General features: G+C 67.5%; 27 protein-coding genes, 1 tRNA gene, 1 other RNA gene and 1 pseudogene. 16 read left to right on the forward strand and 14 right to left on the reverse strand.

Annotation, left to right across the window (positions count from 1 at the left end; all coding sequences use genetic code 11):
• Positions 1-451: 451 nt before the first annotated feature.
• The 4 genes and pseudogenes from PQ455_RS05520 to PQ455_RS05535 all read left to right on the forward strand — a co-directional run.
• Positions 452-697, forward strand: coding sequence for a FitA-like ribbon-helix-helix domain-containing protein (locus PQ455_RS05520; RefSeq protein ID WP_181410451.1), 246 nt, complete (start codon positions 452-454; stop codon positions 695-697).
• Positions 694-1116: a type II toxin-antitoxin system VapC family toxin gene (locus PQ455_RS05525; RefSeq protein ID WP_273689967.1), complete on the forward strand. Its 423-nt coding sequence runs from the start codon at positions 694-696 to the stop codon at positions 1114-1116. Before PQ455_RS05520 ends, PQ455_RS05525 begins: the two co-directional genes overlap by 4 nt.
• An 82-nt stretch (positions 1117-1198) precedes the next feature.
• On the forward strand, positions 1199-1444 hold the full coding sequence (locus PQ455_RS05530; RefSeq protein ID WP_273689970.1) for a hypothetical protein: 246 nt from the start codon (positions 1199-1201) through the stop codon (positions 1442-1444).
• 18 nt (positions 1445-1462) lie between these two features.
• Positions 1463-2542 (forward strand): annotated as a pseudogene (locus PQ455_RS05535) (recombinase family protein); the annotation flags it as partial.
• A gap of 576 nt (positions 2543-3118) precedes the next feature.
• Here the strand turns inward: PQ455_RS05535 and PQ455_RS05540 are convergent.
• From PQ455_RS05540 to PQ455_RS05585, 10 genes are all read right to left on the reverse strand, one after another.
• Positions 3119-3195, reverse strand: a tRNA-Arg gene (locus PQ455_RS05540).
• A gap of 82 nt (positions 3196-3277) precedes the next feature.
• Positions 3278-3682: a hypothetical protein gene (locus tag PQ455_RS05545; protein WP_273689972.1), complete on the reverse strand. Its 405-nt coding sequence runs from the start codon at positions 3680-3682 to the stop codon at positions 3278-3280.
• 2 nt (positions 3683-3684) lie between these two features.
• Positions 3685-4353 carry an endonuclease III gene (gene nth / locus PQ455_RS05550; RefSeq protein WP_273689974.1) on the reverse strand — a complete coding sequence of 223 codons (669 nt, stop codon included), beginning with the start codon at positions 4351-4353 and terminating at the stop codon, positions 3685-3687.
• A 9-nt stretch (positions 4354-4362) separates the two neighbouring features.
• Positions 4363-5103 carry a 4-hydroxy-tetrahydrodipicolinate reductase gene (gene dapB, locus PQ455_RS05555; RefSeq protein ID WP_273689976.1) on the reverse strand — a complete coding sequence of 247 codons (741 nt, stop codon included), beginning with the start codon at positions 5101-5103 and terminating at the stop codon, positions 4363-4365.
• Between the two features lie 84 nt (positions 5104-5187).
• Entirely contained in the window at positions 5188-5847 is a 660-nt protein-coding gene (locus tag PQ455_RS05560) for a trimeric intracellular cation channel family protein (protein ID WP_273689978.1), read from the reverse strand.
• 1168 nt (positions 5848-7015) lie between these two features.
• The gene (locus tag PQ455_RS05565) at positions 7016-7852 is read right to left on the reverse strand and encodes a TorF family putative porin (RefSeq protein WP_273689979.1); all 837 of its coding nucleotides are present in this window, start codon (positions 7850-7852) and stop codon (positions 7016-7018) included.
• Between the two features lie 177 nt (positions 7853-8029).
• Positions 8030-9529: a SulP family inorganic anion transporter gene (locus PQ455_RS05570; RefSeq protein ID WP_273689980.1), complete on the reverse strand. Its 1500-nt coding sequence runs from the start codon at positions 9527-9529 to the stop codon at positions 8030-8032.
• 17 nt (positions 9530-9546) lie between these two features.
• Positions 9547-10242, reverse strand: a complete 696-nt coding sequence (locus PQ455_RS05575; protein WP_273689981.1) for a carbonic anhydrase — start codon at positions 10240-10242, stop codon at positions 9547-9549.
• Between the two features lie 138 nt (positions 10243-10380).
• Positions 10381-11694 (reverse strand): ATP-binding protein, encoded by a 1314-nt coding sequence (locus PQ455_RS05580; protein ID WP_273689982.1) that lies wholly within the window; start codon positions 11692-11694, stop codon positions 10381-10383.
• Positions 11691-12401: a response regulator transcription factor gene (locus tag PQ455_RS05585; protein WP_273689983.1), complete on the reverse strand. Its 711-nt coding sequence runs from the start codon at positions 12399-12401 to the stop codon at positions 11691-11693. The genes PQ455_RS05580 and PQ455_RS05585 overlap by 4 nt, the downstream gene beginning before the upstream one ends.
• Positions 12402-12637: 236 nt before the next feature.
• Here PQ455_RS05585 and PQ455_RS05590 point away from each other — a divergent pair, with 236 nt between their 5' ends.
• From PQ455_RS05590 to PQ455_RS05600, 3 genes are all read left to right on the forward strand, one after another.
• Entirely contained in the window at positions 12638-12904 is a 267-nt protein-coding gene (locus PQ455_RS05590; protein WP_273689985.1) for a hypothetical protein, read from the forward strand.
• Positions 12905-13119: 215 nt separating this feature from the next.
• A complete protein-coding gene (locus PQ455_RS05595; RefSeq protein WP_273689987.1) occupies positions 13120-13683 on the forward strand; it encodes a DUF1579 domain-containing protein in 564 nt (187 codons plus the stop codon).
• 577 nt (positions 13684-14260) lie between these two features.
• Positions 14261-14584: a hypothetical protein gene (locus PQ455_RS05600; RefSeq protein ID WP_273689989.1), complete on the forward strand. Its 324-nt coding sequence runs from the start codon at positions 14261-14263 to the stop codon at positions 14582-14584.
• An 18-nt stretch (positions 14585-14602) separates the two neighbouring features.
• Here the strand turns inward: PQ455_RS05600 and PQ455_RS05605 are convergent, their stop codons facing one another.
• Together PQ455_RS05605 and PQ455_RS05610 are read right to left on the reverse strand one after the other, a co-directional pair.
• Positions 14603-15877 (reverse strand): MFS transporter, encoded by a 1275-nt coding sequence (locus tag PQ455_RS05605; RefSeq protein WP_273689992.1) that lies wholly within the window; start codon positions 15875-15877, stop codon positions 14603-14605.
• Between the two features lie 136 nt (positions 15878-16013).
• A complete protein-coding gene (locus tag PQ455_RS05610; RefSeq protein WP_273689994.1) occupies positions 16014-16844 on the reverse strand; it encodes an ATP-binding protein in 831 nt (276 codons plus the stop codon).
• 122 nt (positions 16845-16966) lie between these two features.
• On the opposite strand from PQ455_RS05610, the gene PQ455_RS05615 reads away from it, so the two are divergent.
• The 5 genes from PQ455_RS05615 (at position 16967) to rnpB (ending at position 20792) form a co-directional block, all read left to right on the forward strand.
• The gene (locus PQ455_RS05615) at positions 16967-17863 is read left to right on the forward strand and encodes an aldo/keto reductase (RefSeq protein WP_273691245.1); all 897 of its coding nucleotides are present in this window, start codon (positions 16967-16969) and stop codon (positions 17861-17863) included.
• The gene (locus PQ455_RS05620; protein WP_273689996.1) at positions 17860-18624 is read left to right on the forward strand and encodes a histidine phosphatase family protein; all 765 of its coding nucleotides are present in this window, start codon (positions 17860-17862) and stop codon (positions 18622-18624) included. The genes PQ455_RS05615 and PQ455_RS05620 overlap by 4 nt, the downstream gene beginning before the upstream one ends.
• On the forward strand, positions 18621-19475 hold the full coding sequence (locus tag PQ455_RS05625) for an NAD(P)H-hydrate dehydratase (RefSeq protein ID WP_273689997.1): 855 nt from the start codon (positions 18621-18623) through the stop codon (positions 19473-19475). Before PQ455_RS05620 ends, PQ455_RS05625 begins: the two co-directional genes overlap by 4 nt.
• An 84-nt stretch (positions 19476-19559) precedes the next feature.
• Positions 19560-20273 (forward strand): N-acetylmuramoyl-L-alanine amidase, encoded by a 714-nt coding sequence (locus tag PQ455_RS05630; RefSeq protein WP_273689998.1) that lies wholly within the window; start codon positions 19560-19562, stop codon positions 20271-20273.
• A 157-nt stretch (positions 20274-20430) separates the two neighbouring features.
• Positions 20431-20792: RNase P RNA component class A (rnpB, locus tag PQ455_RS05635), an RNA gene on the forward strand.
• Between the two features lie 149 nt (positions 20793-20941).
• Here the strand turns inward: rnpB and PQ455_RS05640 are convergent.
• On the reverse strand, positions 20942-21907 hold the full coding sequence (locus PQ455_RS05640; protein WP_273690000.1) for a LysR substrate-binding domain-containing protein: 966 nt from the start codon (positions 21905-21907) through the stop codon (positions 20942-20944).
• Positions 21908-22018: 111 nt separating this feature from the next.
• On the opposite strand from PQ455_RS05640, the gene PQ455_RS05645 reads away from it, so the two are divergent.
• From PQ455_RS05645 to PQ455_RS05660, 4 genes are all read left to right on the forward strand, one after another.
• A complete protein-coding gene (locus PQ455_RS05645; RefSeq protein ID WP_273690001.1) occupies positions 22019-22564 on the forward strand; it encodes a peroxiredoxin in 546 nt (181 codons plus the stop codon).
• 174 nt (positions 22565-22738) lie between these two features.
• Positions 22739-23257 carry an alkylhydroperoxidase, AhpD family gene (ahpD, locus tag PQ455_RS05650; RefSeq protein ID WP_273690003.1) on the forward strand — a complete coding sequence of 173 codons (519 nt, stop codon included), beginning with the start codon at positions 22739-22741 and terminating at the stop codon, positions 23255-23257.
• A 128-nt stretch (positions 23258-23385) separates the two neighbouring features.
• Positions 23386-24090, forward strand: coding sequence for a serine O-acetyltransferase EpsC (gene epsC / locus PQ455_RS05655; RefSeq protein ID WP_273690005.1), 705 nt, complete (start codon positions 23386-23388; stop codon positions 24088-24090).
• Complete coding sequence (locus tag PQ455_RS05660) at positions 24090-24428, forward strand: DUF2794 domain-containing protein (protein WP_273690006.1); 339 nt, start codon at positions 24090-24092, stop codon at positions 24426-24428. The genes epsC and PQ455_RS05660 overlap by 1 nt, the downstream gene beginning before the upstream one ends.
• Positions 24429-24536: 108 nt before the next feature.
• Here the strand turns inward: PQ455_RS05660 and PQ455_RS05665 are convergent, their stop codons facing one another.
• Positions 24537-25637, reverse strand: coding sequence for a hypothetical protein (locus tag PQ455_RS05665; protein WP_273690008.1), 1101 nt, complete (start codon positions 25635-25637; stop codon positions 24537-24539).
• Positions 25638-25663 lie beyond the last annotated feature (26 nt).

Here is a 25663-nt window from a genome sequence, read left to right on the forward strand (position 1 = left end):
GTTGGCGGGTTTCACCGTCTCAGCGCGCCAGCGGCGCCTCAACGAAAACGGCGCCCTCGCAACGGCGCGACGCAGCGGACCGCGTGGCGGCGAGCCGAGCAGAGACCAAGGTCGTTGCGCCGCAGGCGCAGCCCCGCCGGTCGCCGCGAGCGCGAGACCGCCGCCCGTCCGGCAAGGAGAGAGGCGAGAGCGCCAGCGGGTCAGCAACAGAACGCCGCGCCCTTAGGAGCGCGCAGCGCGGGACAGAGCGCGTCCTTAGAAGCTCCCGCTCATTTGGCGGCCTTTCGTCTTCCGCCATGCTGATCGTCACCCGGCAGGGACGAGACCCGCCAGGGGCTCGGTCGAAGCGCAGCGGAGATAGAGCGGCGGTCCCGCAGGGAGGCGTCAACTCCCTCGTTGCTCTTTTCAGCCTCATCGACTAATATGCAGTCAATGACTTATGGAGGTGCGTATGGCAGTCATGACGATCCGAAACATCGACGATGCGATCAAAAATCGTCTGCGCCTGCGCGCTGCGATGCACGGTCGGTCGATGGAAGATGAGGCCCGCGACATCCTGCGTTCGGCGCTCTCGACCGAAATCCCGCGGCCTCGCAATCTGGGCCAGGCCATCCATGAAAGGTTCGGCGCGCTGGGCGGCGTGGATCTGCCTGAGCTGTCCCGCGAGCCGATCCGGGCGGTGGACTTCGGCGAATGATCGTCCTCGACACAAACGTCATTTCCGAGCTGATGCGGCGCGAGCCTGACCCGAGGGTGATGGCGTGGATCGCCGAGCAGCCGATGGCGGGCGTATTCACGACGACGCTGACGCAGGCGGAAATCTTCTACGGACTGGCATTGCTTCCCGAGGGACGCCGCCGCGATGATCTGCTGGCCGCCGCGCGTCCCATGTTCGACGTCGATCTGGCTGGCCGCGTCTTGCCGTTCGATACCGAAGCGGCGCTTGCCTATCCCGAGATCGCCGCCGGGCGGAAACAGGGCGGCAAGCCGATCAGCCAGATCGACGCGCAGATTGCCGCCATCGTGCGCTCGCGCGGCGCAAGGCTGGCGACTCGCAATGTGCGCGACTTCGCCGAGTGCGGGATAACGGTCGTCGATCCGTGGAGCGAAGCATGACGCCCGCCGCCGCGCGTCCCTATCTGCGCTACGCCGCGATGGAGCCTTTGTGCAAGGCGCGGACACGCGGCAGCGTATCGAGATGGCCATTCCTCGCAAAGTCCGTCGCCGCACGCCTCGTCGCTGGGCCGAGTGCCCGGATGACCTGCATGACTATGCCAATCCCGTCACACCGCGGCGGGTGGCGCGCCGGTCGCGCGACGATGACGGGCCGATCGTCGTCACCGACGACTGGCCGGAGCAAGTTCCGATCGGCGACGCCGAGTTGCGCGCGATCGAAGGCCACATGCGGCGAGAGCTGGACAAGCTGTTTGGACCGCTGCCGTGAAGTGAGGAGTGAAGCGTTATGACCAGCGCCGCCCAGCGACGAAGCGAGGATGAGGCGTCGGTCGTGGCGACCGCCCGCGCCGCACTCTACCTGCGCGTTTCGACCGGCCGGCAGGCCGAGAGCGACCTGTCCATTCCCGACCAGCGCCGCCAGATCGAGGGCTACTGCCTGTCGCGCGGCTGGGAGGTCGCGGCCGAGTTCGTCGAGCCGGGCAATACTGCGACTGATGATCGCCGGCCCTCTTTCCAGGCGATGATCGACGCGGCGATGGTCAAGCCGCCGACGTTCACCGTCATCGTCGTTCACAGCTTCTCACGGTTCTTCCGCGACCAGTTCCAGTTCGAGTTCTACGTCCGCAAGCTGGCCAAGAACGGAGTGAAGCTCGTCTCGATCACGCAAGACCTGGGTGACGATCCGATGAGCGTGATGATGCGCCAGATCATGACGCTGTTCGACGAATATCAGTCGAAGGAGAACGGCAAGCATACGCTGCGCGCGATGAAGGAGAACGCGCGGCAAGGCTTCTGGAACGGCGCGCGGGCGCCGATCGGCTATCGCGTCGTTGCGGCCGGGGAGCGCGGCGCGAAGATCAAGAAGAGGCTGGAGGTCGATCCGCTCCAGGCCGAGACGGTGCGGCGCATCTACCGCATGGCGCTGAATGGCGTCGATAACAGCGGACCAATGGGCCTCAAGTCGATCGCCACTTGGCTGAACGAGAACAACATCCGCACCCGCGACGGCGGGCGCTGGGGCTTGGGCGCGGTGCATCAGGTTCTCACCCGCACGACCTATATCGGCCAGCACCGTTTCAACACGCGCGATCACAAGACCAGGACGCCGAAGCCGGAGAGCGAGCACGCTATCATGGAAGTGCCCGTCATCGTCTCGGAAACGGAGTTCGAGGCGGTCCAGCGGTCGCTCAAGGCGCGGAGTCCGAAGATGATGCCGCCAATGGCGGCGGGCGGCCCGACGCTGCTCACCGGCATCTGTTTCTGCGCGTGCTGCGGCGGCGCGATGACGCTGCGAACGGGCACCAGCAGCGTCGGGCGGGAATATCGCTATTACACCTGCTCGACGAAAGCGCGACAGGGCGCGACCGGCTGTCCCGGCATCACCGTGCCGATGGATCGGCTCAATGAGGCCGTGGTCGATCATCTCGAAGCGCGGCTGCTCGACCCGGCGCGGCTCGAAGCTCTGATGGATCAGATCCTTGAACGCCGCGACGAATGGGTGAACCAACGCCGCGAGCATGTCGCAGACCTTGGGCGGCGCGCGACCGAGGCGGAGGCGAAGCTCAAGCGCCTCTATGACGCGATCGAGAACGGAGTCATCGACGTGAGTGACCCGTCGCTCAAGGATCGCATCGCCGAGCTGACCGCGACGCGCGACCAGGCCAAAGGCGACGCCGAGCGTGCATTGGCGCATATCGTGAAGATCGGCCCGACGATCACGCCGGAGAGCCTGCGCACGTTCTCGGTCGCCCTGCGTAAGAAGCTGCGGAACGGCGACGGCACATTCGCCCGCGATCAGGTTCGCGCGGTCGCACAGCGAGTCGAGGTCGTGAGCCGGAAGGAGGTTCGCATTCGCGGCCTGCGCAGCGAGCTGCTCCGAACGCTAACCGCCGCCTCTGGCGTAGAGGCGGCGGTGCTAGGCGTTCGTGCCTTTGAACCGAAATGGCGCACCCGAAGGGATTCGAACCCCTGGCCTCTGCCTTCGGAGGGCAGCGCTCTATCCAGCTGAGCTACGGGTGCGTTGCGAGCGCGACTAGCAGAGGGTGGGGCGGGCCGCCAGAGGCAAATGGCGGCCCGTCCACAGATCGCGCCGCCCGGCCGGTCACTTGGCGGGCTTCGGCGCCTTGGCGATCGTCACCGGCTGGAACGGGCCCAGGCCACAGGTCGGGCCGGGGATGCCGGAGGGGGCGGTTTGCAGCACGGTGATCGTGTCGATCGAGCAGAGCTGGCCGATCGTCGTGCGATAGCCGAACCGCTCCTCGAACCCCAGCCGCGAGCAGGCGTAGGGCAGGGTGTTGCGATACACTTTCCGGTTGTTCATGAAGAAATCGATCGTGCTGTCGTCACGCACGCGGGTCTCGCGGATGTTACGGGTCAGGATGCAGTCGATCGGCTTGCCGGCGGGCGTGGCGGTGACCGGCGCTTCCTTGGCGAGCGCGGGCGAGGGGGCCAGCGCGGCGGCGGCCAGCGCGGGAAGAAAAGCGGCGGCGAACGATATACGGGCCATGGTCAATGCTCCATCGACCGGGCGGCCTTCCGGGCCGGCGCCGGCGTCTTCGGTTTGAACGCGCAGAGATCGGCAACGATGCATCGCCAGCACTCCGGCTTGCGCGCCTTGCACACATAGCGACCGTGCAGGATCAGCCAATGATGCGCGTGGCGACGAAAGGGAGACGGAGTCACCTTCTCGAGACCTTGCTCCACCTTGTCGACCGTCTTGCCCTTGGCGAGGCCGGTGCGGTTGGAAACGCGGAAGATGTGCGTGTCCACCGCGATCGTCTCCGCTCCGAAGGCGACGTTCATCACGACGTTGGCGGTCTTGCGGCCGACGCCGGGCAGCGTCTCCAGCGCGTCGCGATCGGCCGGCACCTCCCCGCCATAGACGTCCACCAGTCGCTGCGAGAGGGCGATGACGTTCTTCGCCTTGGTGTTGAACAGGCCGATCGTCTTGATATGCTCCTTCAGCCCGGCCTCGCCCAGCGCCAGCATGGCTTGCGGGGTCTGGACATCCTGAAACAGCCGCCTAGTCGCCTTGTTGACCCCCACGTCGGTCGCCTGCGCCGACAGCGCTACCGCGACGACCAGCGTATAGGGGTTCACATATTCGAGTTCGGTCTGGGGCGAGGGGTCCTCCTCGGCCAGCCGGCGGTAGAATTCGAAGACGTCGGCCTTCTTCATCGCGCGCCCTCAGAGCCCCAGCACGTCCGCCATGGAATAGCGGCCGGCGGGCTTGCTGGCGAGCCACAGCGCCGCCTTCACCGCGCCGCGCGCGAAGATGGCGCGGGTTTCGGCGCGGTGGCCGATCTCGATCCGCTCGCCCTCGGCCGCCAGGATCACCTGATGGTCGCCGGCGACCGATCCGCCGCGCAGCGAGGCATAGCCGATCGTCCCCTCCTCGCGCGCCGCCAGTACGCCCATCCGCTCGGTCACGCTCTTCGCGCCGCCGCGCCCGCGCGCCGCCGCCTCGCCCAGCAGCAGAGCGGTGCCGGAAGGCGCGTCGAGCTTGTGGCGGTGGTGCATCTCCAGCACCTCGATATCCCAATCGGTGCCCAGCCGCCGCGCCGCCTCCTCGACCAGATGGGTCAGCAGGTTCACGCCGAGCGAGGTGTTGGCCGCCTGCAACACCGCCACGCTGCCCGCCGCCACGTCGATCGCGGCATGATGCTCGGCCCCGAGCCCCGTGGTGCCGATCACGATCGGCGTGCCCGCCGCCACCGCCGCGTTGAGATTCGCCTGCAGCGCGGAGGGGGAGGAGAAATCCACCAGAACGTCGCTTCCGCCGGCCAGATCGGTGATGCTTTCATAGGGGCCGGTGAGGGGGCCGTCGCGGTCGATCCCGCCGGCGACCAGCGCGCCCGCCGCGCCCGTCTCGGCCGCGATCGCCTGGCCCATCCGTCCGCCCGCGCCGAGGATGCCGATGCTGGTCATGTCGCTGGTCCTTCCGAAAGCTGCGGCCGAAATCTTGGGGGCGGCACCCCATGGCAAATTTGGTGCGTGTAGGACAGCGCCGGATTATTCCGGCTCGCCACCCCGATAGGGCGGCAGCCGCCAGCCGCGCGCGATGGCGATGCCGCGCAGCGCGAAGCCCGCGACGGTCGCGATGCCGGCGGCGGCCACCGGCGACACGCCGATCGCGGTGAGCGCCACATAGAGCCCGGCGGCCAGCGCGGCCGGGGTGACATAGAGTTCGGGCCGGATCAGGATCGACGGCACCCCCGCCAGCACGTCGCGGATGATGCCGCCGACGCAGGCCGTCACCACGCCCATCCCCGCCGCCGGCACCACGGGGATGCCCCACGCCTGCGCCTTGGCCGCGCCATAGACGGCATAGGCGGCGAGGCCGGCGGCGTCGAACCAGTCGAGCGCCTTGCCCTGCCACAGCCGCTGCGGCGTGAACCACACGATCAGCGCCATGACGAGGCAGATGCCGAGCGCGACGCTGTCGTGCATCCAGAATACCGGCGCCCCGATCAGCAGATCGCGCACCGTGCCGCCGCCCGTGCCGGTGATCGCCGCGAAGAAACAGAAGGTGACGAACGTCAACCGCGCCCGCGCCGCCGCCACCGCGCCCGATGCCGCGAACAGCGCGATGCCGCCCATGTCGAGCCACGGCAGCGCCGAGGCCGAGAAGGCACGCACGGTGGCGGGCACGGCAAGGGTCACGTCGAGCATGGCGCGCTTATAGCGGCGGGTGAGGGAGGGGGCAGGGGGGATTCGCGGGCAACCCGGCCGCCCACGTAACCACCGTCCATCCCCACCCGCCCATCCCCACCCATTCACCCCACCCAACCCAACCCGTTCATCCCGAGCGAAGTCGAGGGATCGCCCGGCATTGAGCGCAGCCGAGATGCGGATGGGCCGGAGACCGGTCCTCGACTTCGTTCGGGATTACAATTTCGAGGATCCGCGAAATCCCAGGATCATCGCCGGCCGCCTTCCGGGCAGCCTCGTCGAACACTCGGGTTCGTCTATGGTTGCGATCGGCCTTCCTCTCGCGAGATGTGCATCGGCTTTATGCATCACGGAAGCACCCGGAACTGCGTTACTTTCCAGCGATGCAGAACTTGTGAGTTTTGCATCACGGCTGCGGCAAATTGGTCGTCAGCTACCATTCGCCGTCTGCAACGGCATTGCCTCTGCCACCTTTAGGATTGGACCACCTGTGTAGTGGCAGTAGCCAAGGACCATCATTGCATCGGGCCATTCCGTTTCACATTGGCCGATCACACCGACCATCATGTATCGTGCTGATCGTTGCGGGGCATCTTTAAGAACCTCACCCCGTGCATAGATACCGATCCGACGATTGCGGAGTGAGCGCGCGACATTTGACCGAGCCGCGTTGCCTTGCCCCTCGCGTTTGAACAATGCGCGGCCCGCCCAGAAACCTTCGATTGCTACGCAAGTCCCGTTCAGCTTTTCACCGCGTGCGAGGACTTCATCAAACGTCAGACGTGCCGCGTTCGCCCGATTGCACTTTACAGGATCAGACCAAGCCCCGAGGATTACGTCCTCCGAACCGGTAGTCGGTTTGTTGGAGGTTTGGGCAGGCGCGGAGGTTGCGATCAATCCAGTAGCGACTGTTAGGATCACGCGAGCGAGCATGGCTCACACTAGCACATCCAAAAATGTCGGCTAGTGGACGCCCCGATCAGTTGCTTTCAGCCCCGAGCCTGATGCAAAACTTTCAGGTTTCGCATCAGGGCCGAAACCGGCCAACCTGCCATCCCATACCCCAAACACCATCGGCGGAGCCACCTGCCCGTGACCCCGCCGACACGAACCTCCCTGGTTCGTTTATCGTTGCGGGCCGGCCGCCCTCGTCAGGCGGCCGGCGGCATCAGAAAGCGGCCGTGATGGAGAAGACCACCTGCGCGCTCGAGATCGCGCTGCCGTCCTTCGTCGAGGCGAAGTTCGGGAACAGATAGGCGCGATCGTTGCGCTTGATGCTGGTATCGACATAGGCGACGCCCAGCACGACCGGGCCGAGCGCGTAATCGGCGCCGAGCATCCAGTCGACATACTGGCCGGTCGGGGCGACCGAGGTGCCGTTCGGGCCAAGGCCGGAATTGCCCTTCGAATAGCCGACGTGGGCCTTGGCGGTCAGGCCGGTCTCGGCGACGGGCATGTTGTAGTCGCCCCAGACGTAGAGGTTGTCGTTCTTCTTGCCGGGGTTGTTCGGCACGCCCGTCGCGTAGGTGGCGGCGTTCCAATACCATTTGCCGAGTGCCTGCTGCTTGGGGGCATAAGCGACGCCGACGAGGGCATTGACCGGGCCGAGCACGCCCGACAGCTTCACATAAGGCTCGGCGAAGTCGGTCTCGGAGGCGCCGCCCGGATACATGTACCAGAGCAGGCCGGCATCGAGCGCGAGGCCGTTGCCGAGATCGGCCTTGTAGCCGCCGAACAGGTCGAGTTCCATGCTCGAGCCACCGAAGGTGCCCCAGCCGGCCAGGTTGGAGCCCCAGGTGCCGACGTAGAAGCCGCTTTCGTGGCTGACGGTGATGCCGGCCTGAACCGCCATATGCTCGTCGGTCTGCGAGACGCCACGGAAGCGATAGTCGGAAACGAGGCCGGCGCTGCCCGACACGGTGAACGGCTTGGCAGGTTCGTCCTGCGCGAGAGCCGGGGTCGCGGCGGCGCACAGCAGGGCTGCGGCGGCGAGACGATTGAACATGGAACATTCCCCTTTGAAGAGTGAACGTTCCTCCTGCACCCGCCGGTCGCTACCTCTCGCGTCGCCATCTGGCGATCACCGGGCCACGTGTCCTGCGGGTGCCTTGGTCCTATTGGCCGGTGGGTGTCCCGGCGTTGCTAGACTGTTTCAAAAGATGTCCGTGTCACGCTGTGACCTTCAGGCCACAGCGAGCTTGGACAGATTGCCCTTGGCGCCCATCAGCTCGATCGACATGCCGCGCGCGCGCTTGCGCTGGAGCCAGTCGGTCAGCATCTCGGCACAGGTGTGATCGACCGCGTCGCAGCGATGCAGGTCGAGCTGGAGCGCGCGATCCTCTGAAACCGAGTCCAGCACCCGGTTCAGCTTGGGCAGCGTCACGAAAGTCGCGGCGCCGACCAGGCCGATGCGATCGACCGTCTCGCCCTGCTCGGCATCGACGCGCAGCTTGAGCTTGCGGACATGCGGCAGCAGTTCGAGCAGCGAGAGGCCGAGACCCACCAGCACGCCGGTCAGCAGATCGGTCGCGATCACCATCACGAAGGTCGCCGCCCAGATCAGCGCGGGCAACAGGCCATATTGGTGGAACAGGTGGCGCACATGGCTGAGGCTCACGAGGCGCCAGCCGGTGATGACGAGGATGCCGCCCAGCGCCGCCATCGGGATCTGTTGCAGCACGAACGGCAGCAGCGCCACGAAGCCGAGGATCCAGGTGCCGTGGAGGATGGTGGACAGGCGGGTCTGCGCGCCGGCCTGCACGTTGGCCGAGGAACGGACGATCACGCCCGTCATCGGCAGCGCGCCGGCGAAGCCGCAGAGCAGGTTGCCCACGCCCTGCGCGCGCAATTCCTTGTCGTAATTGGTGCGGACGCCGTCATGCATGCGATCGACCGCCGCCGCCGAGAGCAGGGTCTCGGCCGAGGCGATGAAGGCGATGGCGAGCGCCGTCGTCAGCACCGCCGGGGTCATCATCGCGCTCAGGAAGCTCTGGTCGGGCGTTTCGACAGCGGCCCAGATCGAGGCCGGCACGGTGACGCGCGCCACGTCCAGCCCGCCCGCTATCGCCACGATCGTCGCGGCGACCACGCCGACGAGCGCGCCCGGCACCAGCTTCATCGAGGCCGGGCGGAACTTCTCCCACGCCAGCATCGATCCGATGGTGACGAGGCCCAGCACGAAGGCCAGCTCGGTCGCGGCGATATTGTTGGGGTCCAGGCCCAGCAGGCGGCCCGGCATGGCGGAAAGGTTGGCCAGGCCGCTCGACAACGGCTTCTCGTCGAACAGCACATGAAACTGGCCGATCACGATCAGCGCGCCGATGCCGGCGAGCATGCCATGCACCACCGCCGGGGAGATGGCGCGGAACCAGCCGCCGAGGCGGAAGATGCCGGCGGTCACCTGGAGGAGCCCCGCCAGCACGAGGATCGGCCCCAGCGCCGAAAGACCCTGCTCGCGCACGATCTCGAACACGATCACGGCCAGGCCGGCGGCCGGGCCGCTGACCTGGAGCGGGGAGCCCGCCAGCAGGCCGACGACGAGGCCGCCGATGATGCCGGTGATGAGGCCCTTTTCGGCCGGCACGCCGGAGGCGACGGCAATGCCCATGCAGAGCGGCATCGCCACGAGGAAGACGACGATGGACGCGGTGAAATCCCGCGCGAGATGCTTGGTGTTCAGCATGGGCAGTTGCATCGGATTTACTCGGCCGCCTGGAGGAAGGGGACTTCCGCTGCGGTGCGCTTGCCGGCGGGCAGGGCCACGGGCAGCGGTGCGTCTTCGCGCAGCGCGGTGAAGCGGCCGGTCTCGCCATCGAGGCCGAGCACCTGACCGCCGTGGATGTCGACGAACCAGCCGTGCAGCGAAATCTCGCCGCGCGCGATGCCCGACGCGACCGACGGATGGGTGCGCAGATGCTGCAACTGGCTGACGACATTCTCCAGCGCCATCACGCGGGCGCGCTCGCCGCCGGTCATCTCCGGATAGCAATGCTTCACCACCTCGTTGGCGGCGTTGCTGTGGCGCAGCCAGGCCGCGACGTTCGGCATCGAGCCGAGCTTCTCCGGGGCTTCCATCGCCTTCATCGCGCCGCAGTCCGAATGGCCGCACACGATGATGTCGCGCACGCCCAGCACCATCACGGCATATTCCACCGTGGAGGTCACACCGCCGTTGGCGCTGGAATAAGGGGGCACGATGTTGCCGGCGTTGCGGCAGACAAAGAGGTCGCCGGGCGCCGCCTGAAGGATCTGCTCGGGCACGACGCGGCTGTCCGCGCAGGAGATGATGAGCGCCTTCGGGCTCTGCCCTTCAGCCACCAGCTTGGAAAAGAGGGCGCTCTGGTCCGGGAAGGTCTTCTTCTCGAAACTGAAAACGCGACCGATCAGCTCGTTCACCGATTTGCTCCACTTGAATCACTGGTCCACCAAGGTGGACGGATCGGGTAGAGTTAGGGCGGCGATCTTGCTGTGTCGCAGCACGGATGTAAGGAAATATTTCCGGCGGATAAGCGCCAAAAAAATCGGGACGAACCGTTACGCCGGCAGCCGGATTTCCGCGCGCAGCCCGCCCTCGGCGCGGTTCGCCAGATGCAGCGTGCCGCCTTCGCCCTCCACCGCCTTGACGACGATGGCGAGGCCCAGGCCGAGGCCGCCGGTGTAACGCCCGCGGGCCGCGTCCAGCCGGATGAAGGGCTGCAACACCGCCTCCAGCTGGTCCTCGGGGATACCCGGCCCCTTGTCCTCGACGCAGATCACGATCGTGTCGTCGCGGCGAAACAGGGTGACGTGCGCGCTGCCGCCATAATGGATGGCGTTGGCGATCAGATTGCCGAGCGCGCGGCGCAGGCTGAGCTTGCGCACCACCGCGTCGAGATGCTCCGGCCCGTCATAGGCCGCGTCCAGATCGCGATCGGTGGCATTGTCCACCATCGTCTGCACCAGCACGGCGAGATCGATCTTGACCGGCTTCTCGGGCTCGCCCTCGCCGCCGAGGTAGGCGAGCAGCGAGGCGACCATCGCCTCCATCTCGGCGACATCCTCACCCAGCGCCTCGCGCGCCTCGCGGTCGTCCACCCCGTCCAGCCGCAATTGCAGCCGGGCGAGCGGGGTGCGCAGATCGTGGCCGACCGCCGCCAGCGCCTGGGTGCGATCGTCGATCAGCTTGTGGATCCGCTCCTGCATCACGTTGAAGGCGCGGATCAGGCGGCGCACCTCGAACGTGCCGGCCTCGGGAATATGCACTTCCTCGCCGAAGCCGATCCGCTCGGTCGCCTGCGCCAGCCGCCGCAGTGGGCTCAGCGTCTGGCGGATCATCAGCGCGCCGATGATGAGCAGGCCGAGCGCCGGCACCAGCGCCAGCAGGATGCGATTGAGCGCCAGATCCCAGCCGCCATGGACGATCTCGCGCGTGCCGAATTGCAGCCAGCTGCCGTCGGGCAGGCGCAGATAGCCCGTCACCGCCGATCGCCGGCCGGGCGAATCGAGCCGCAGGCGCAGGTTCGCCTGCGTCAGCGACGGCTCCCACGCCACGATCTGGCGGCGCATCTCGTCGAGCTGCGGGGTCAACGGGGCCGGGGGCGGCTTGGTCGGCGTCCAGTGGACGTCGTAGCGATCGGTGGTGAGTTCGTCGGCCAGTTCGGGCCGCTCGTAGCGCGGCCGCTCCACCACCAGCTTGCGCGCGATGACCAGATGCTCGGCCAGCCGGCGCGCCTCATCCTCCTGGATCAGCAGCCGGCTCGCCCGTTCGTAGAGAAGCGTCGAAACGCCGAATTCGATCGCGACCGTCAGCAGCAGGATCGCGACGATCCGCCCCAGCAGGCCCAGCGACCGGCGGAGCGGGTTGTTCAAGCGCGCGTGACCTCGGCCTTCAGCATGTAGCCGACGCCGCGCACCGTCAGGATCGGCGCGACCTTGCCGGCCTCGGTCAGCTTGCGGCGCAGGCGGCTGATGAGCACGTCGATGCTGCGATCGGAGGCGTCGCCCAGCCGGGTGCGCGATAGTTCGATCAGCCGGTCGCGCGCGATCACGCGCTGCGGCTGGCCGAGGAAGCTGGCGAGCAGATCGAATTCCGCGCCGGTCAGCTCCACCATCGCCCCGCTGGGCGAGCGCAGCTCGCGCCGGGGGAAATTGGCGACCCAGCCGTCGAAATGCGCCTCGGTCTCGCGCACCTCGCCATGCTGGCGCTCCAGCCCGCCCCGGCGCAGCACCGCGCGGACGCGGGCGATCAGCTCGCGCGTGCCGAACGGCTTGGCGATATAATCGTCGGCGCCCAGTTCCAGCCCGAGGACGCGATCCTCCTCGCTGCCCTTGGCGCTGATGAAGATGATCGGCACCTCGCTCTTCTTGCGCAGCTGGCGGCACAGATCGATGCCGTTGGTGCCGGGCAGCATGATATCGAGCAGGATCAGGTCGACCGGGCCGTTCTCCATCGCGATCCACATTTCGGGCGCGGAGGCGGCGGGGCGAACGAGATAGCCGTTTTCCTGCAGCGCGCGCGCCGTCAGGGTGCGGAGGGGGGGATCGTCCTCGACGAGGATGATGGACGGGGGGGTCACTGGCTCTTCGCCTGGATCATCGGGGTCATTACGGCCAGAGGTAGGAATGGCGGGGTCGCCGGTCAACCGCCGCAAGGGGTCGGCGGCCGCCGGCAATGCGCCAGCAACACTTTGTAAGTCGGCGGAAATCCCATCGTCTGACACGCGACACGCTTCCTTACGAACCGGTGCTTCCGCCGCAATGTGGGAAATCTACCTGTCACCATACAGCAATGATAGCCCCCAAGGAGACCCCTATGATCCGCTTCGCCCTCGCCGCCGGCCTGGCCCTCTCGCTCGCCGCCCCGGCCGCCGCGCAGAACCTGCACGAAACGCATGAGGAAGTCCGCATGCCCGCCGGCAAGACGGTCAAGCTCTACCGTCCGATCGCCCGCGCCGAGGCGTGCGGCGTCTCCTTCCACCACCGCCCCGCCGGCAAGCTGCCGACGATCGCGGCCGACACCAAGGACAGCTGCGCCACCGAATATGCCCTGAACGAGAAGAAGGGCGAAGCGCGCCGCTGATCGGCCCGCTTCTTCGCGACATCCGGAACGCCCGCAGGCCCTCGTCTGCGGGCGTTTTCTTTTAAGGACTGCAATGTCTCTCCACCGTTCGTCCTGAGCGAAGTCGAAGGACGTGCCCCGGCGCGCCGGCGTCTCGAATTGGGCGAGCCGATGCCCGCTTGCGCACCCCCGACCAATCCGGCACCATCCCGCCATCCGCTGCCGGGAGAAGACGCATGATCCGTCTCGCTGTCGCCGCCGTCCTGTCACTCGCGCTTCCCGCCGCCACGCTCGCCCAGCCGCCCGACCGCGCCGCCATCGCCGCGCAGGTCGAAGCGCTCAAGGCCACCGCCTGGATGGACGGCACATGGCGTGGTCCTGCAACCTTCCAGACCCCCGGCGGGCCGCTCACCATCACCCAGACCGAACGGGTTGGCCCCATGCTCGGCGGCGCGATCCGATTGGTCGAGGGCAAGGGCTACATGGCCAACGGCATGGCGGGCTTCAACGCCTTCGGCGTGATCGCCTTTGATCCGCAGACCAGGGCCTACATCTTCCAGACACACGCGCAGGGCCACGCCGGCAATTTCCCGCTGACCGTCACCCCCACGGGCTGGGCCTGGTCGCTGCCGATGGGCGAGGCGAGCCTGCGCTACACGACCACCCTGGTCGATGGGAAATGGCACGAGATCGGCGAGCGCATCGTCCCCGGCCAGAAACCCGTCACGATCTTCGAGATGACGCTGGTCCGCATCGGCGACACCGACTGGCCGGGGGCAGGGGCCGTGCCGGCGAAATAGCCCGCAGGATACACGGGAGCATGCCGGTCACGCAAAGAGCATTCGTGACCGATGCCGCAAAAGTACCTTGACAAATAGGAACATTACGTAAACATACACCATCGCTCGATTCCCAGAGGCCATGGGCGAAGAGCAAGCATCCGGGGCGGGCGACCACCCCGGAACGACCGGCGCGAAGCCATCCGGTTCACACCGACGATGCATCGCGACCGGCTCGGGGGATTATACGCAGGCGGCCCAGCCAAACCGGCCAGTAGCCCTGCCAAGGGGCGAAAACCCAAGGGGCCACCGTCCACCGGGCCAAACCCAGCGCGGGCCTGCGGCGGCCCGCACCATTGCTGTAAAAGTCCGCCCGGATGCCCGTGGCAGGACGCGCCGGTCGAAACGCTTTTTCCACCACGAGAGCGGAGGTGCGCCCGATGCGATCCTATTTTTTCGCCCACCACTGAAATCCGTCCGTCATTCGCGCGAAGGCGGGAATCCATGTCTCCCTCGCCGCAAGCCGCGATCGAATATGGAGAGAGCCATGGACCCCTGCCTTCGCAGGGGTGACGTCACGCTGACGTCGAGGCGGTTGATGGCCTCCACAGCTCCTCTATCGTGGCGTCGCAGTTTCGGTATTCTTTGCCATATGAGAAAGGCCCACGACCCGGATCGCTTTCACCGCATCGTCGGCTGGGTATCCGCCATCATATTGTTATTGTTCATTGGCTTACCAATATTTGCGGTCAGCGCCATCGGCGAATGCTTGCCACGAGGAACGCCTGAGACGGCAGCCTGCGATGCCCGCAAGCGCATGGAGTTGCTTTTCCTGCTTTTCGCCATCCCCATAACTTCGGCTGTCGCTGGCTGGCTGATGTTTCGGCTTAGCAAGTTTTTTGACGGACCCTACGGCAGCTAACGACCGACAACCGCCACCTCACTCCCCCTGCATCGTCCCATGATCCCGCGTATCCTTCATCCTCAGATACACCACCAGCGACACCCCGATCAGCGCGGTGACATACCAGTAGAAGGCGGCCTCCACCCCCTCGTTCTTCAGCCATAAGGCGACATATTCCGCCGTGCCGCCGAAGGCGGTGTTGGCGATGGCGTAGGGCAGGGCGACGCCCAGCGCGCGGATTTCGGGGGGGAACAGCTCGGCCTTCACCACGGCGTTGATCGATGTGTAGCCGGTCACGATCAGCAGCGCGGCCATCACCAGCGCGAAGGCGGCGAGCGGGCTCTGCACCGTGCCGAGCAAAGTGAAGATCGGCACCGTTCCCAGCATTCCGGCGATGCCGAAGCCCACCATCAGCGGCTTGCGCCCGATCCGGTCGGAAAGCGCGCCCGCCGCCGGCTGGACGAGCATGAACAGGAACAGCGCGGCCGTCATCACGAGTGTGGCGGTCTCGCGGGGGAAGCCGGCGGTCTTCTCCAGGAATTTCTGCATGTAGATGGAGTAGGCATAGAAAGCGACGGTGCCGCCCGCCGTCAGCGCGATCACGGTGAAGGCGGCGCGCGGGTGGAGGCGGAAGAGGGCGCTGCCGCTCGACTTGGGCGCCTCGCCAGCCTTGGCGGTCTCGTAGGCCTTGGTCTCGTCGATGCCGCGGCGGATGAAGAACACCGCGATAGCCAGCGCGCCGCCGATCAGGAAAGGGATGCGCCAGCCCCACGCCTCCAGCTGCGGCCGATCGAGCAAAGCCTGCAACAGCAGCAGCACGCACAAGGCGATCAGCTGCCCCGAAATCAGCGTCACATATTGGAAGCTGGAGAAGAAACCGCGATGTCTTCTGCCCGCCATCTCGGACAGATAGACCGCGCTCGCGCCATATTCCCCGCCGACCGACAGCCCCTGCATCATCCGCGCCGCGACCAGCAGCACCGGCGCAAGCGTGCCGATCGTGGCATAGCCCGGCGTCAGCGCGATCATCAGCGATCCGGCGCACATCAGCGTCACGGACAGCGCCAGCCCCGCCTTGCGCCCGCGCCGATCGGCATAGATGCCCATCACCCACGCCCCCACCGGCCGCATCACGAACCCCACCGCGAAGATCGCGGCGGTATTCAGCAACTGCGCGATATCGTCGCTCTGCGGGAAGAACACCGGCGCGAAATAGAGGGTGAAGGCCGAGTAAGCGTACCAATCATACCATTCGACGAGATTGCCCGCCGATCCGCCGAGGATGGATTTGAGGCGCTGGCGCTCGATCATCGGCTGCTATCTCCGCAACAAGAGACCCGTTCGTCCTGAGCGTAGTCGAAGGACGTGCGACCGGACGCGGCGCCTGTTGCACGCCCTTCGACTTCGCTCAGGGTGAACGGAATGGAGTGTTGCGGGCGGAAATCGCTCACAACCGCATCCCGTGCCGCCCGGCCAGCTCCACCACATATTGCCACGCCACCCGGCCCGATCGGCTGCCCCGCGTCGTCGCCCAGGCGATCGCGTCCTGCGGGTCGAGCGGCAGGCCGAGCGCCCGCGTATAGCCCTCGATCATCGCCACATAGGTCGGCTGGTCGCAGACGTGGAAGCCGAGGCTCAGCCCGAAGCGATCGGACAGCGCCAATTTGTCGTCCACCACGTCGCGCGGGTTGATCGCGCTGGATTGTTCGGAAAGGTCGCGCGGCACGAGGTGGCGGCGGTTGGCGGTGACGTAGAGGCGGGCGTTGGCCGGCCGCGCCTCCGCGCCGCCCTCCAGCAGCGATCGCAGCAGGCGCGGCGCCTCGCTCTCCTCGCTGAACCCCAGATCGTCGAGGAAGAGGATGAAGGCGCGGGGGGCCTCCGCGATGGTCGCGAACAGATCGGGCAGGGTGTCCAGCGCATCGGGCGCCACCTCGATCAGCGCGATCGCCGCGCCCTCGCCCTGGAGCGCGCCGACCACGCCCTTCACCAGCGCCGACTTGCCCGCCCCGCGCGCGCCCCACAGCAGGGTATCGTGCGCGGCATGGCCGGCGGCGAGGCGGCGGCTGTTGTCGAGCAGCGCCGCCTTCTGGGGGTCGATCCCGCTCAGCCGGTCGAGCGGCAGGGGGCTGAAGGCGCGCGCGGCGGCCAGCGCCTGCCCGCGCCACAGATAGGCTGGGTGCGCCAGCGGATCGGCGGCGGGCGGCGCGGGCGGGGCCAGCCGCTCCAGCGCATCGGCGATGCGGGCCAGGATCGTGTCGCCGGGGATCGTTTCGCTCATGGGCAGGCGATGGACCGGGTGCGGCACGGATGCAACAGTGTCGCCGCGCTTGCGTTGGGGCTGGCGACAGGGGACGGCATCGGGAGAATTTCGTGAGCAGCACATTCGGTTCGCTTCCGCTCATGTTCGGCGGCAACGTGTTCGGCTGGACGATCGACAAGGCAACGAGCTTCCAGATCCTCGACCGCTTCGTCGATGGCGGCGGCCGCGCGATCGACACCGCCGACGTCTATTCCGCCTGGGTGCCCGGCCATAGCGGCGGCGAATCCGAGGCGATCATCGGCGAATGGCTGAAGGCATCGGGCAAGCGCGACGCGGTGACGATCGCCACCAAGGTCGGCCTGCTGCCGGGCGAGGGCTGCGAGGGCCTCGCCGCCACCCGCATCGCCGCCGCCTGCGATGCCTCGCTCCGGCGGCTCGGCGTGGAGACGATCGACATCTATTTCGCCCACCGCGACGATCCTAGGACGCCGCTGGAGGAGACGCTGGCGGCGTTCGACGCGCTGGTGAAGGCCGGCAAGGTCCGCACCATCGCCGCCTCCAATTACACCGCCGATCGGCTGGGCGAGGCGCTCGCTATCTCCGACGCCAACGGCTGGGCGCGCTTCGCGGTGCTGGAACCGCTCTACAATCTCGTCGAGCGCGGGGAATATGAGGGTGCGTTGCGGGATTTGTGCGTGAAGGAGGGTATCGCCGTCACGCCATATTATGCGCTGGCGGCGGGCTACCTCACCGGCAAATATCGCTCGGCGGACGACCTGAGCGGCAGCCGCGCCGATAGCGTCCGGCCCTATCTGGAGGGCAAGGGGCCGGCGGTGCTGGCGGCGATGGATGCCATCGCGGCGGACACCGGGGCGAGCATGGTCGCGATCGCGCTGGCGTGGCTGAACGCCAAGCCGGGCATCGCCGCGCCGATCGCCAGCGCCACCAGCATCGCCCAGCTCGACACTTTGCTGGCCGCCGCCCGGCTGACACTCACCCCCGAACAGGTCGCCGCGCTGGATACGGCATCGGCATGAGCGGTCGCTGGCCCGAGACGCTCTGGCTCGTCCGCCACGGCCAGAGCGCGGGCAATGTCGCGCGCGACGCGGCCTCGGCGGCGGGCGACTATCGCATCGCGGTCGAGGGGCGCGACGTGGACGTGCCGCTGAGCGCGCTTGGCGAGGAACAGGCCGACGCGCTCGGCCACTGGTTCGCGGGCGAGGAGTTCGAGGACGACCGGCCCGACGTGCTCCTCGTCTCGCCCTATGTCCGTGCGCGGCAGACGGCGGATCGCTTCGCCGGGGCGGGCGGCGGGGCCGACGGGCTGATCCAGTGCGTCGACGAGCGTCTGCGCGAGAAGGAGTTCGGCATCCTCGACGGGCTCACGACCGCCGGCATCCATGCCGAGCTGCCCGATCAGGCCGAGTTCCGCCGCATCCTCGGCAAATTCTACCACCGCCCGCCCGGCGGCGAGAGTTGGTGCGACGTGATCTTCCGCCTGCGCGCGGTGATGGACACGATCGCGCTGCATTATGCCGGCCGGCGGGTGATGATCGTCGCGCATCAGGTGGTGGTGCTGTGCCTGCGCTATGTGATCGAGCATCTGAGCGAGGACGAAATCCTCGCCATCGACCGGGCGGGCGACGTGGCGAACTGCTCGGTCACGCGCTACCGCTTCGATCCCGTGGCGGGGCCGCAGGGCGGGCTGGTGCTCGATCTCTACAACCAGACCGCGCCGGTGCGCGCCGAAACCGCCGTCACCTCCGAACCCGATCGGTCGGAGGCGAAAAGCGCATGACCGCGCCGCTCGACCGCGACTGGCTGGCGGCCCACCCTCTGCCCTCGCCGGGCGAGGAGAGCGACAAGAACAGCCGGGGACGGGTGCTGGCGGTCGGCGGATCGATGCTCTGCCCCGGCGGCCTGATGCTCACGGCCGAGGCGGCGCTGCGCGCGGGCGCCGGCAAGGTGCGGGTCGCGACCGTGGCGCCCGCCGCGCTCGCCATCGGCATCGCCATGCCGGAAGCGGGGGTGGTCGCGCTGCCGGTCGACGATCGCGGTGAGATCGCGGTCGCGGGCGCCGACGCCGTGATCGAAAACCTCGCCCGCGCTGACGCGCTGGTGTTCGGCCCGGCGATGGCGAGCAGCGTTTCGGCCGCCCGCCTGCTGGGCGCCGTCCTCCACCAGATCGGCGGCGTGCCGGTGGTGTTCGACGCCGCCGCGATCGGTGCGCTGCGCCACCGCGCGGCCGCCGTGCGCGCGCTGGCGGGCGGCGCGGTGCTGACCCCGCACCATGGCGAGATGGCGGCCTTGTGCGGGCTGGACGAAGCGGAGGTCGCCGCCGATCCGGTCCGCCACGCTTGCGAATGGGCCGAAACCTTCGGCGCGGTGGTCGTGCTGAAAGGCGGCGACACGATCATCGCCGCGCCGGGCGCGGAGCCGCTGCGCTACGACGGCGGCGGGGTCGGGCTGGCGACATCGGGTTCGGGCGACGTGCTGGCGGGGATCGTCGCGGGCCTGCTGGCGCGCGGTGCCACCCCGCGCGACGCGGCCGCCTGGGGCGTGTGGCTGCATGGCGAGGCGGGGCGCACCCTCGGCCCGCCGGGCTTTCTCGCCCGCGAACTGCTGCCGCTGATCCCGGCGTTGTTCTGATCTCGCGGCCCGGTCATCTCCCCGTTTGCGCCACCGCCGAAACCCGGTATTCCGGGGGGCACGAGGCTGGCCGAAGGGGATGATATGGACGGCGCGATCACCGATATCCCGTCTCCCAATTTCGACGAGCGCAAGCTCCCCATCTCCATGCTCGTGCTGCATTATACCGGGATGCCCACCGGCGATCTGGCGCTCGCCCGCCTGACCAGCCCGGATGCGCCGCGCGTGTCCTGCCATTATCTCGTCGAGGAAGACGGGCGGATCATGCGCCTCGTGGCCGAGGACAAGCGCGCCTGGCACGCCGGCAAGTCGCACTGGCGCTCGATCGACGACGTCAATTCCGCCAGCATCGGCATCGAGATCGTCAATCCCGGCCACGAATTCGGCTACCGGCCCTTCCCGGAGGCGCAGATGTCGGCGCTGATCCCGCTGATGTCCGACATCTGCGAACGCTACGGCATCACGCGCGGCAATATCGTCGGCCATTCGGATATCGCCCCCGTCCGCAAGGTCGATCCGGGCGAATTGTTCGATTGGGAGCGGCTGGCCAAGGTCCGCCTCGCGCTGCCGCGCCCGCGCAAGCATCTGGCCGATCCGCACTGGACCGACGGCGGCTTCCTCCTCGCCCTCGAACGCTTCGGCTACGACGTGCTCGACGGCCCCGCCGCCGTCCGCGCCTTCCAGCGCCGCTATCGCCCCGAAACGATCGACGGCGTGGTCGACGGCGAAACCCGCGCGATCCTCCTCTCCCTTCTGACCGGCGGCGACAAGGGCGCGGAGAAGAGACTGGGCTCGTAAATCCCCCCTCCCCTTTAGGGGAGGGACCGGGCGTGGGGGCTGTCCAAGCTGCTCAACGATCGTTGAGGCGGGCCGACAACCCCCACCCCAACCCCTCCCCTGAAGGGGAGGGGCTTTAAGGTTGCGGTTCCCCCCGCACCCCGCTACCGCGCTCCCGCCAGAGGGCCGGGCGGCCGCCGGTGACGCAAGTCGCGGGAGGAAAGTCCGGGCTCCACAGAGTGACGGTGCCGGCTAACGGCCGGCGGGGGCGACCCCAGGGACAGTGCCACAGAAAGCAGACCACCGCATTTCGATGCGGCCAGGGCGAAAGGGTGCGGTAAGAGCGCACCGCGGCTCCGGTAACGGAGACGGCATGGTAAACCCCACCGGGAGCAAGACCGAATAGGGACGGCGCATGGGCTACTCGGCCCGGTCGTCCGGGTTGGTTGCTGGAGGCGGCGCGCGAGCGTCGCCCTAGAGGAATGGTCGCCTAATCCCGCAAGGGAGGGACAGAACCCGGCTTACAGGCCCTCTGGCATTTTCCCTTAATCCTCCCCGAGCTTGCTCGGGGAGGGGGACCGCCGGCGTAGCCGGTGGTGGAGGGGTGTCGCGTTATCGGGGACGGGGACACCCCTCCACCAGCCTGCGGCTGGTCCCCCTCCCCAGGCAAGCCTGGGGAGGAACTGGGATCACAGCCCCCACATCCGGTCGATCTGCGGATCGTCATAATCATGGCTCGCCGCCGGGGGCGGGGCGGGGATGCAGTTCACGATCGTGTCGGCCAGCAGGCGGAATTCCTTCTCGCGCGGGCTGCCTTTGCGCCAGATCAGGGCGATGCGGCGGGAGGGGTGATCGGCGTGGAGCGGGCGGGCGAACACGCTCGTGCCGTCCAGCAGCCCCGCCTCGATCGCCATGTGCGGCACCAGCGTGACGCCCAGGCCGTTCTCCACCATCTGCACCATCGTATGCAGCGACGTGCCCAGCATCGTCGCGCCCGCGCGCAGTTCGGGGCGGTTGCAGGCCGACAGGATATGATCCTTCAGGCAATGGCCGTCTTCCAGCAGGAGCAGCTTGGTCTCGTCGATCTCGTCGGCGCCGATCGTATCGGGCAGGTCGGCGCGCGAGCCCTGCGGCAGCGCGACGTACAGCCGATCATCGAACAGCGGGATCGATTCGATGTCGCCGCAGGCATAGGGCAGGGCCAGCAGCACGCAATCGACCTGCCCGCGATGGAGCGACTCGCAGGCGAGGCCACTGGTCTCCTCGCGCAGGAACAGGCGCAGTTCGGGCCAGTTGGCGCGGATCGTCGGCAGCACGCGCGGCAGCAGGAAGGGGGCGATCGTGGGGATCACGCCCAGCCGCAGGTCGCCGGTCAGCGGCTTGCCGGCGGCGCGGGCCATCTCGGCCAGTTCCTCCGCCTCCCGCAGCACGCGCTGCGCCTTCTCGGCCATCTTCAGGCCGAGCGGGGTGAAGCGCACGACGCGACGGGTGCGCTCGACCAGGGTGACGCCGATCAGCGATTCCAGCTCGCGCAGACCCGCCGACAGGGTGGACTGGGTGACGAAGCAGGCATCGGCCGCCTTGCCGAAATGGCCGTGCTGTTCCAGCGCCACCAGATATTGGAGCTGCTTCAGGGTGGGCAGGTAGACGCTCATATATCGCCTCTATCGATCAATAACGATAAAATAATCGATTTGTATTGTAAGTCCACCCCGCTATGTCCACCTGGCAGTTCGCAACGTCACTTTCCCCCAAGGAGGCATATCATGGCGCTCACCGTTGGCGATAAATTCCCCTCGTTCGTTCTCCCGGTACAGCAGGGCGTCGCCGCCCTCCCGGCTGGCGAGACGATCGACACCGGCGATACCGGCGGCAAGTGGAAGGTCGTGTTCTTCTGGCCGAAGGATTTCACCTTCATCTGCCCGACCGAGATCATCGGCTATGGCGAGTTGAAGAGCGATTTCGCGGATCGTGACGCGGTGCTGATCGGCGCCTCGACCGACACCGATTTCGTCCACTTCGCCTGGCGCAAGTCGGACGAGCGTCTGGCCGCCTGCGAATTCCCCTGGATCGCGGACAACCAGAAGAAGCTGGCGAACGCGCTCGGCATCGTCGACGCGGAGGCCGGTGTCGCCTATCGCGCGACCTACATCGTCGATCCGCACAATGTGATCCAGCACGTCACGGTCAACGGCCTCAACCAGGGCCGCAACCCGGCCGAGGCGATCCGCGTGCTCGACGCGCTGCAGACCGACGAGCTGTGCCCGTGCAACTGGCAGGCCGGCGAAGAGGTTCTGAAGCCCGCCGCCTGATCGCATGACGAGATCCCCGCCCGGCACCCACCGGGCGGGGTGCCCGCCCCCTTGCCGGGGCGGCAGGACGGTGGCCGTCTCCTTCTCGCCCCCCGCCAGAGGCAGACGGCCCGTCCGCCCGCTCCGCCCCGTGCCCGTCGCGGGGCGGGGTCGGGTAAAAAGGAGTGAATTCCCATGTCTCTCAAGACTTTCGCAGAGGCGCTGCCCGATTACGCCAAGGATCTGCGGCTGAACGTCAATTCGCTGGTGGGCGACCAAACGCTGGGCGACCAGCGCAAATACGGCCTGCTCGTCGCGACCGCGCACGGCACCGGCTACAAGCCGCTGGTCGAGGCGGCCGAGGCCGAAGCCGAAGGCAAGCTCTCGCCGGAGGCGCTCAACGCCGCCCGCGCGTCCGCCGCGATCATGGCGATGAACAACGTCTATTATCGCTTCGTCCACCTCGCCTCGAACAAGGAATATGGTCAGCTGCCGGCCAAGCTCAGGATGAACGTCCTCGGCGCGCCCGGCATCGACAAGGCCGATTTCGAGCTGTTCAGCTTGGCCGTCTCCGCCCAGAACGGCTGCGGCATGTGCATCGACAGCCACGAGAAGGTGCTCCGCCAGCACAATGTGCCGGTCGCGGTGATCCAGTCCGCCGCCCGCATCGGCGCGGTGATGACCGCCGTCGCCACGGTCCACGCGACGCTGTGACAGCTTTCCCTCTCCCCCACGGGGGAGAGGGAGGGTGAGGGCACGAAGCAGATCGCGCACCCCCCTTTTCATACCGACCGGTAGAGCCTACATGCGCCCGACCAAGAGACGGCGCTAGGGAGGCCGCGATGTTCGACCGGTTGATCGATTATCTGGATTCGATCCGTGCGCGCGATCCGGCACCGCGCAGCCGTTGGGAAATCCTGCTCTATCCGGGCGTGTGGGCGCTGGGCTTCCACCGTATCGCCCACTGGCTGTTCGTCGCGGAATTCTATTTCCTCGCGCGGCTGGTGAACCATGTCTCGCGGATGCTCACCGCGATCGATATCCATCCGGGTGCGACGATCGGTCGCAACTTCTTCATCGACCATGGCTTCGTCGTGATCGGCGAGACGGCCGAGATCCATGACGACGTGACCATCTACCAGCATGTCACCTTGGGCGGCACCAACCCGACCGACGGCGTCGGCGGCAAGCGCCACCCGACCCTGATGAACGGCGTGATCCTGGGCTCGGGCGCCAACGTCCTCGGCCCCATCATCGTCGGCGAGCGGGCGCGTGTCGGCGCCAATGCCGTCGTCACCAAGGACGTGCCGGTGGGCGCCACCATGACCGGCATCCCCGCGCGCGCGACCCTGGTGGACGCGACCGATTATCAGAAGAGCTTCGTGCCCTATGGCACGCCGTGCCGCGACGCCTTCGATCCGCAGACCCAGCAGCTCGAACTGCTCCGCTGCGAAATGGAGCAGATGCGGACCCGCATCAACATGCTGATCGAGGAACGCGACGCGGCGCGCGCGGCGGTGGCGCGGCGGGAGCGTGACTGCGCCTGATGGGCTTCGTCACCCCGTTTCCCACCGCCAAGCCCGCCCAGATCGGCTTCGACCGGGCCGAACTGTCCCGCATTCTCGACGTGTACGGCCGGGGCGTCGCCGCCGGCCACTGGCGGGATTATGCGATCGATCTGGGGCGCGAGGCGGCCAGCTTCGCCTGCTTCCGCCGCGCCACCGAACGCCCCGAATATCGCATCGAGAAGCGCCCGGCGCTGCGCAATCGCCAAGGGGAGTGGGCGCTGATCGGCGAGCATGGCGCGGTGCTGAAGCGCGGGCAGGAATTGCGGCTGGTGCTGGCGCCGATGGAACGCAAGCTGGTGAAGCTGGTCGAGGAATAGGGCGCTCACCTGCGGAACTCCGTTCGTCCCGAGCGAAGTCGAGGGACGTGCCCCAAACGGTGCGTCCAGTCTCACGTCCCTCGACTGCGCTCGGGACGAACGGGTAGGTTAGGCCTTCACCACCACCGCCCGATCCAGCGCCGGCAACCGCGCCTGCACCTTGTCCGGCAGCATCACCACCACCTTGCGCCGCAGCGGATGCCAGAAGGCCGAGAGCAGCAGCAGCGTCCCGCCGATCAGCAGCGCGGTGAAGGCCATGTTGAGGCTGATCGCGCCGAACTGCTTGAACAGCGACGACAGCGCGTAGAGCACATAGACCAGCGACGACACGAGCAGCGCGCGCCGATCTACCGCCAGCGCCACCAGCCCGAACAGGACGTACAGCACGAGTACCATTACCCCTTTCAATGGGCTCACATCGCCGTCGAGGACACCCATCAATTGGAAAACCGGATGCGCGATCAGCGGCGCGGCGCCCAGATGCAGCCAGAAGGCCACGTCCGACCGGCGCGTGACGCGGTCGCGATCGGACATGTCCCACCACATGGCGAAGGCGAACACCGCGAGGCCGGCGGCGAGCGCCAGCCACAGCAGCGCATCCTTCGCGGCGGGGACGGCAAAGAGTAATAGCGCGAGCAGTGTCGCAACGAGTGCGCCGGTGAGTGCTGCAATGGTGATCGGCACCCGAAAACGACGCCAGTGGATCCACGCCGCACCGGCCGTTGCCAGCGTCGCCACGGCGAGAATCGCGAAAAGGCCGCGTTCGCCGGGAGCCCTGAATATCGTCATCAGGAGACCATAGAGCGCCCATCCGGTCGCGTAGACGAAGCCCCCGAGCAACACGATGCTGGGGAGCGCCATCCGCCGCCTGCGCGTGAAATATTCCGCCAGCATCCAACTCGTAGCCGCAACGCAGGTGCCGCTGAACAGAAACGCCACGCTCAGGCCTTCGATACGCTTGCTGTCGCCCTCTGCGAGTGGCCAGATGGAGGTGGAGAGCGTGAAACCGATCCAACCCACCGCCACCAGCATCAGGATCGCGGCGATCGTGACGAAAATGTCATTAAAGCCCGTCAGCAGGCGAAAGCTCTCCTCGTCCACCGCCGGCGTCGCGCGGCCGCTGGCGACGCTGTCGCGAAGGGCCGCGGCGGCCTCGGGGGTGATCGCGCCGGAGGCGATGGCGGCTTCGATATCGCTTTCGCTGTACATGGTCGGCTCCTGTCAGGCGGCCATCT

It is taken from the genome of Sphingomonas naphthae, from assembly GCF_028607085.1.
GTDB classification, from domain to species: Bacteria; Pseudomonadota; Alphaproteobacteria; order Sphingomonadales; family Sphingomonadaceae; genus Sphingomonas_Q; species Sphingomonas_Q naphthae.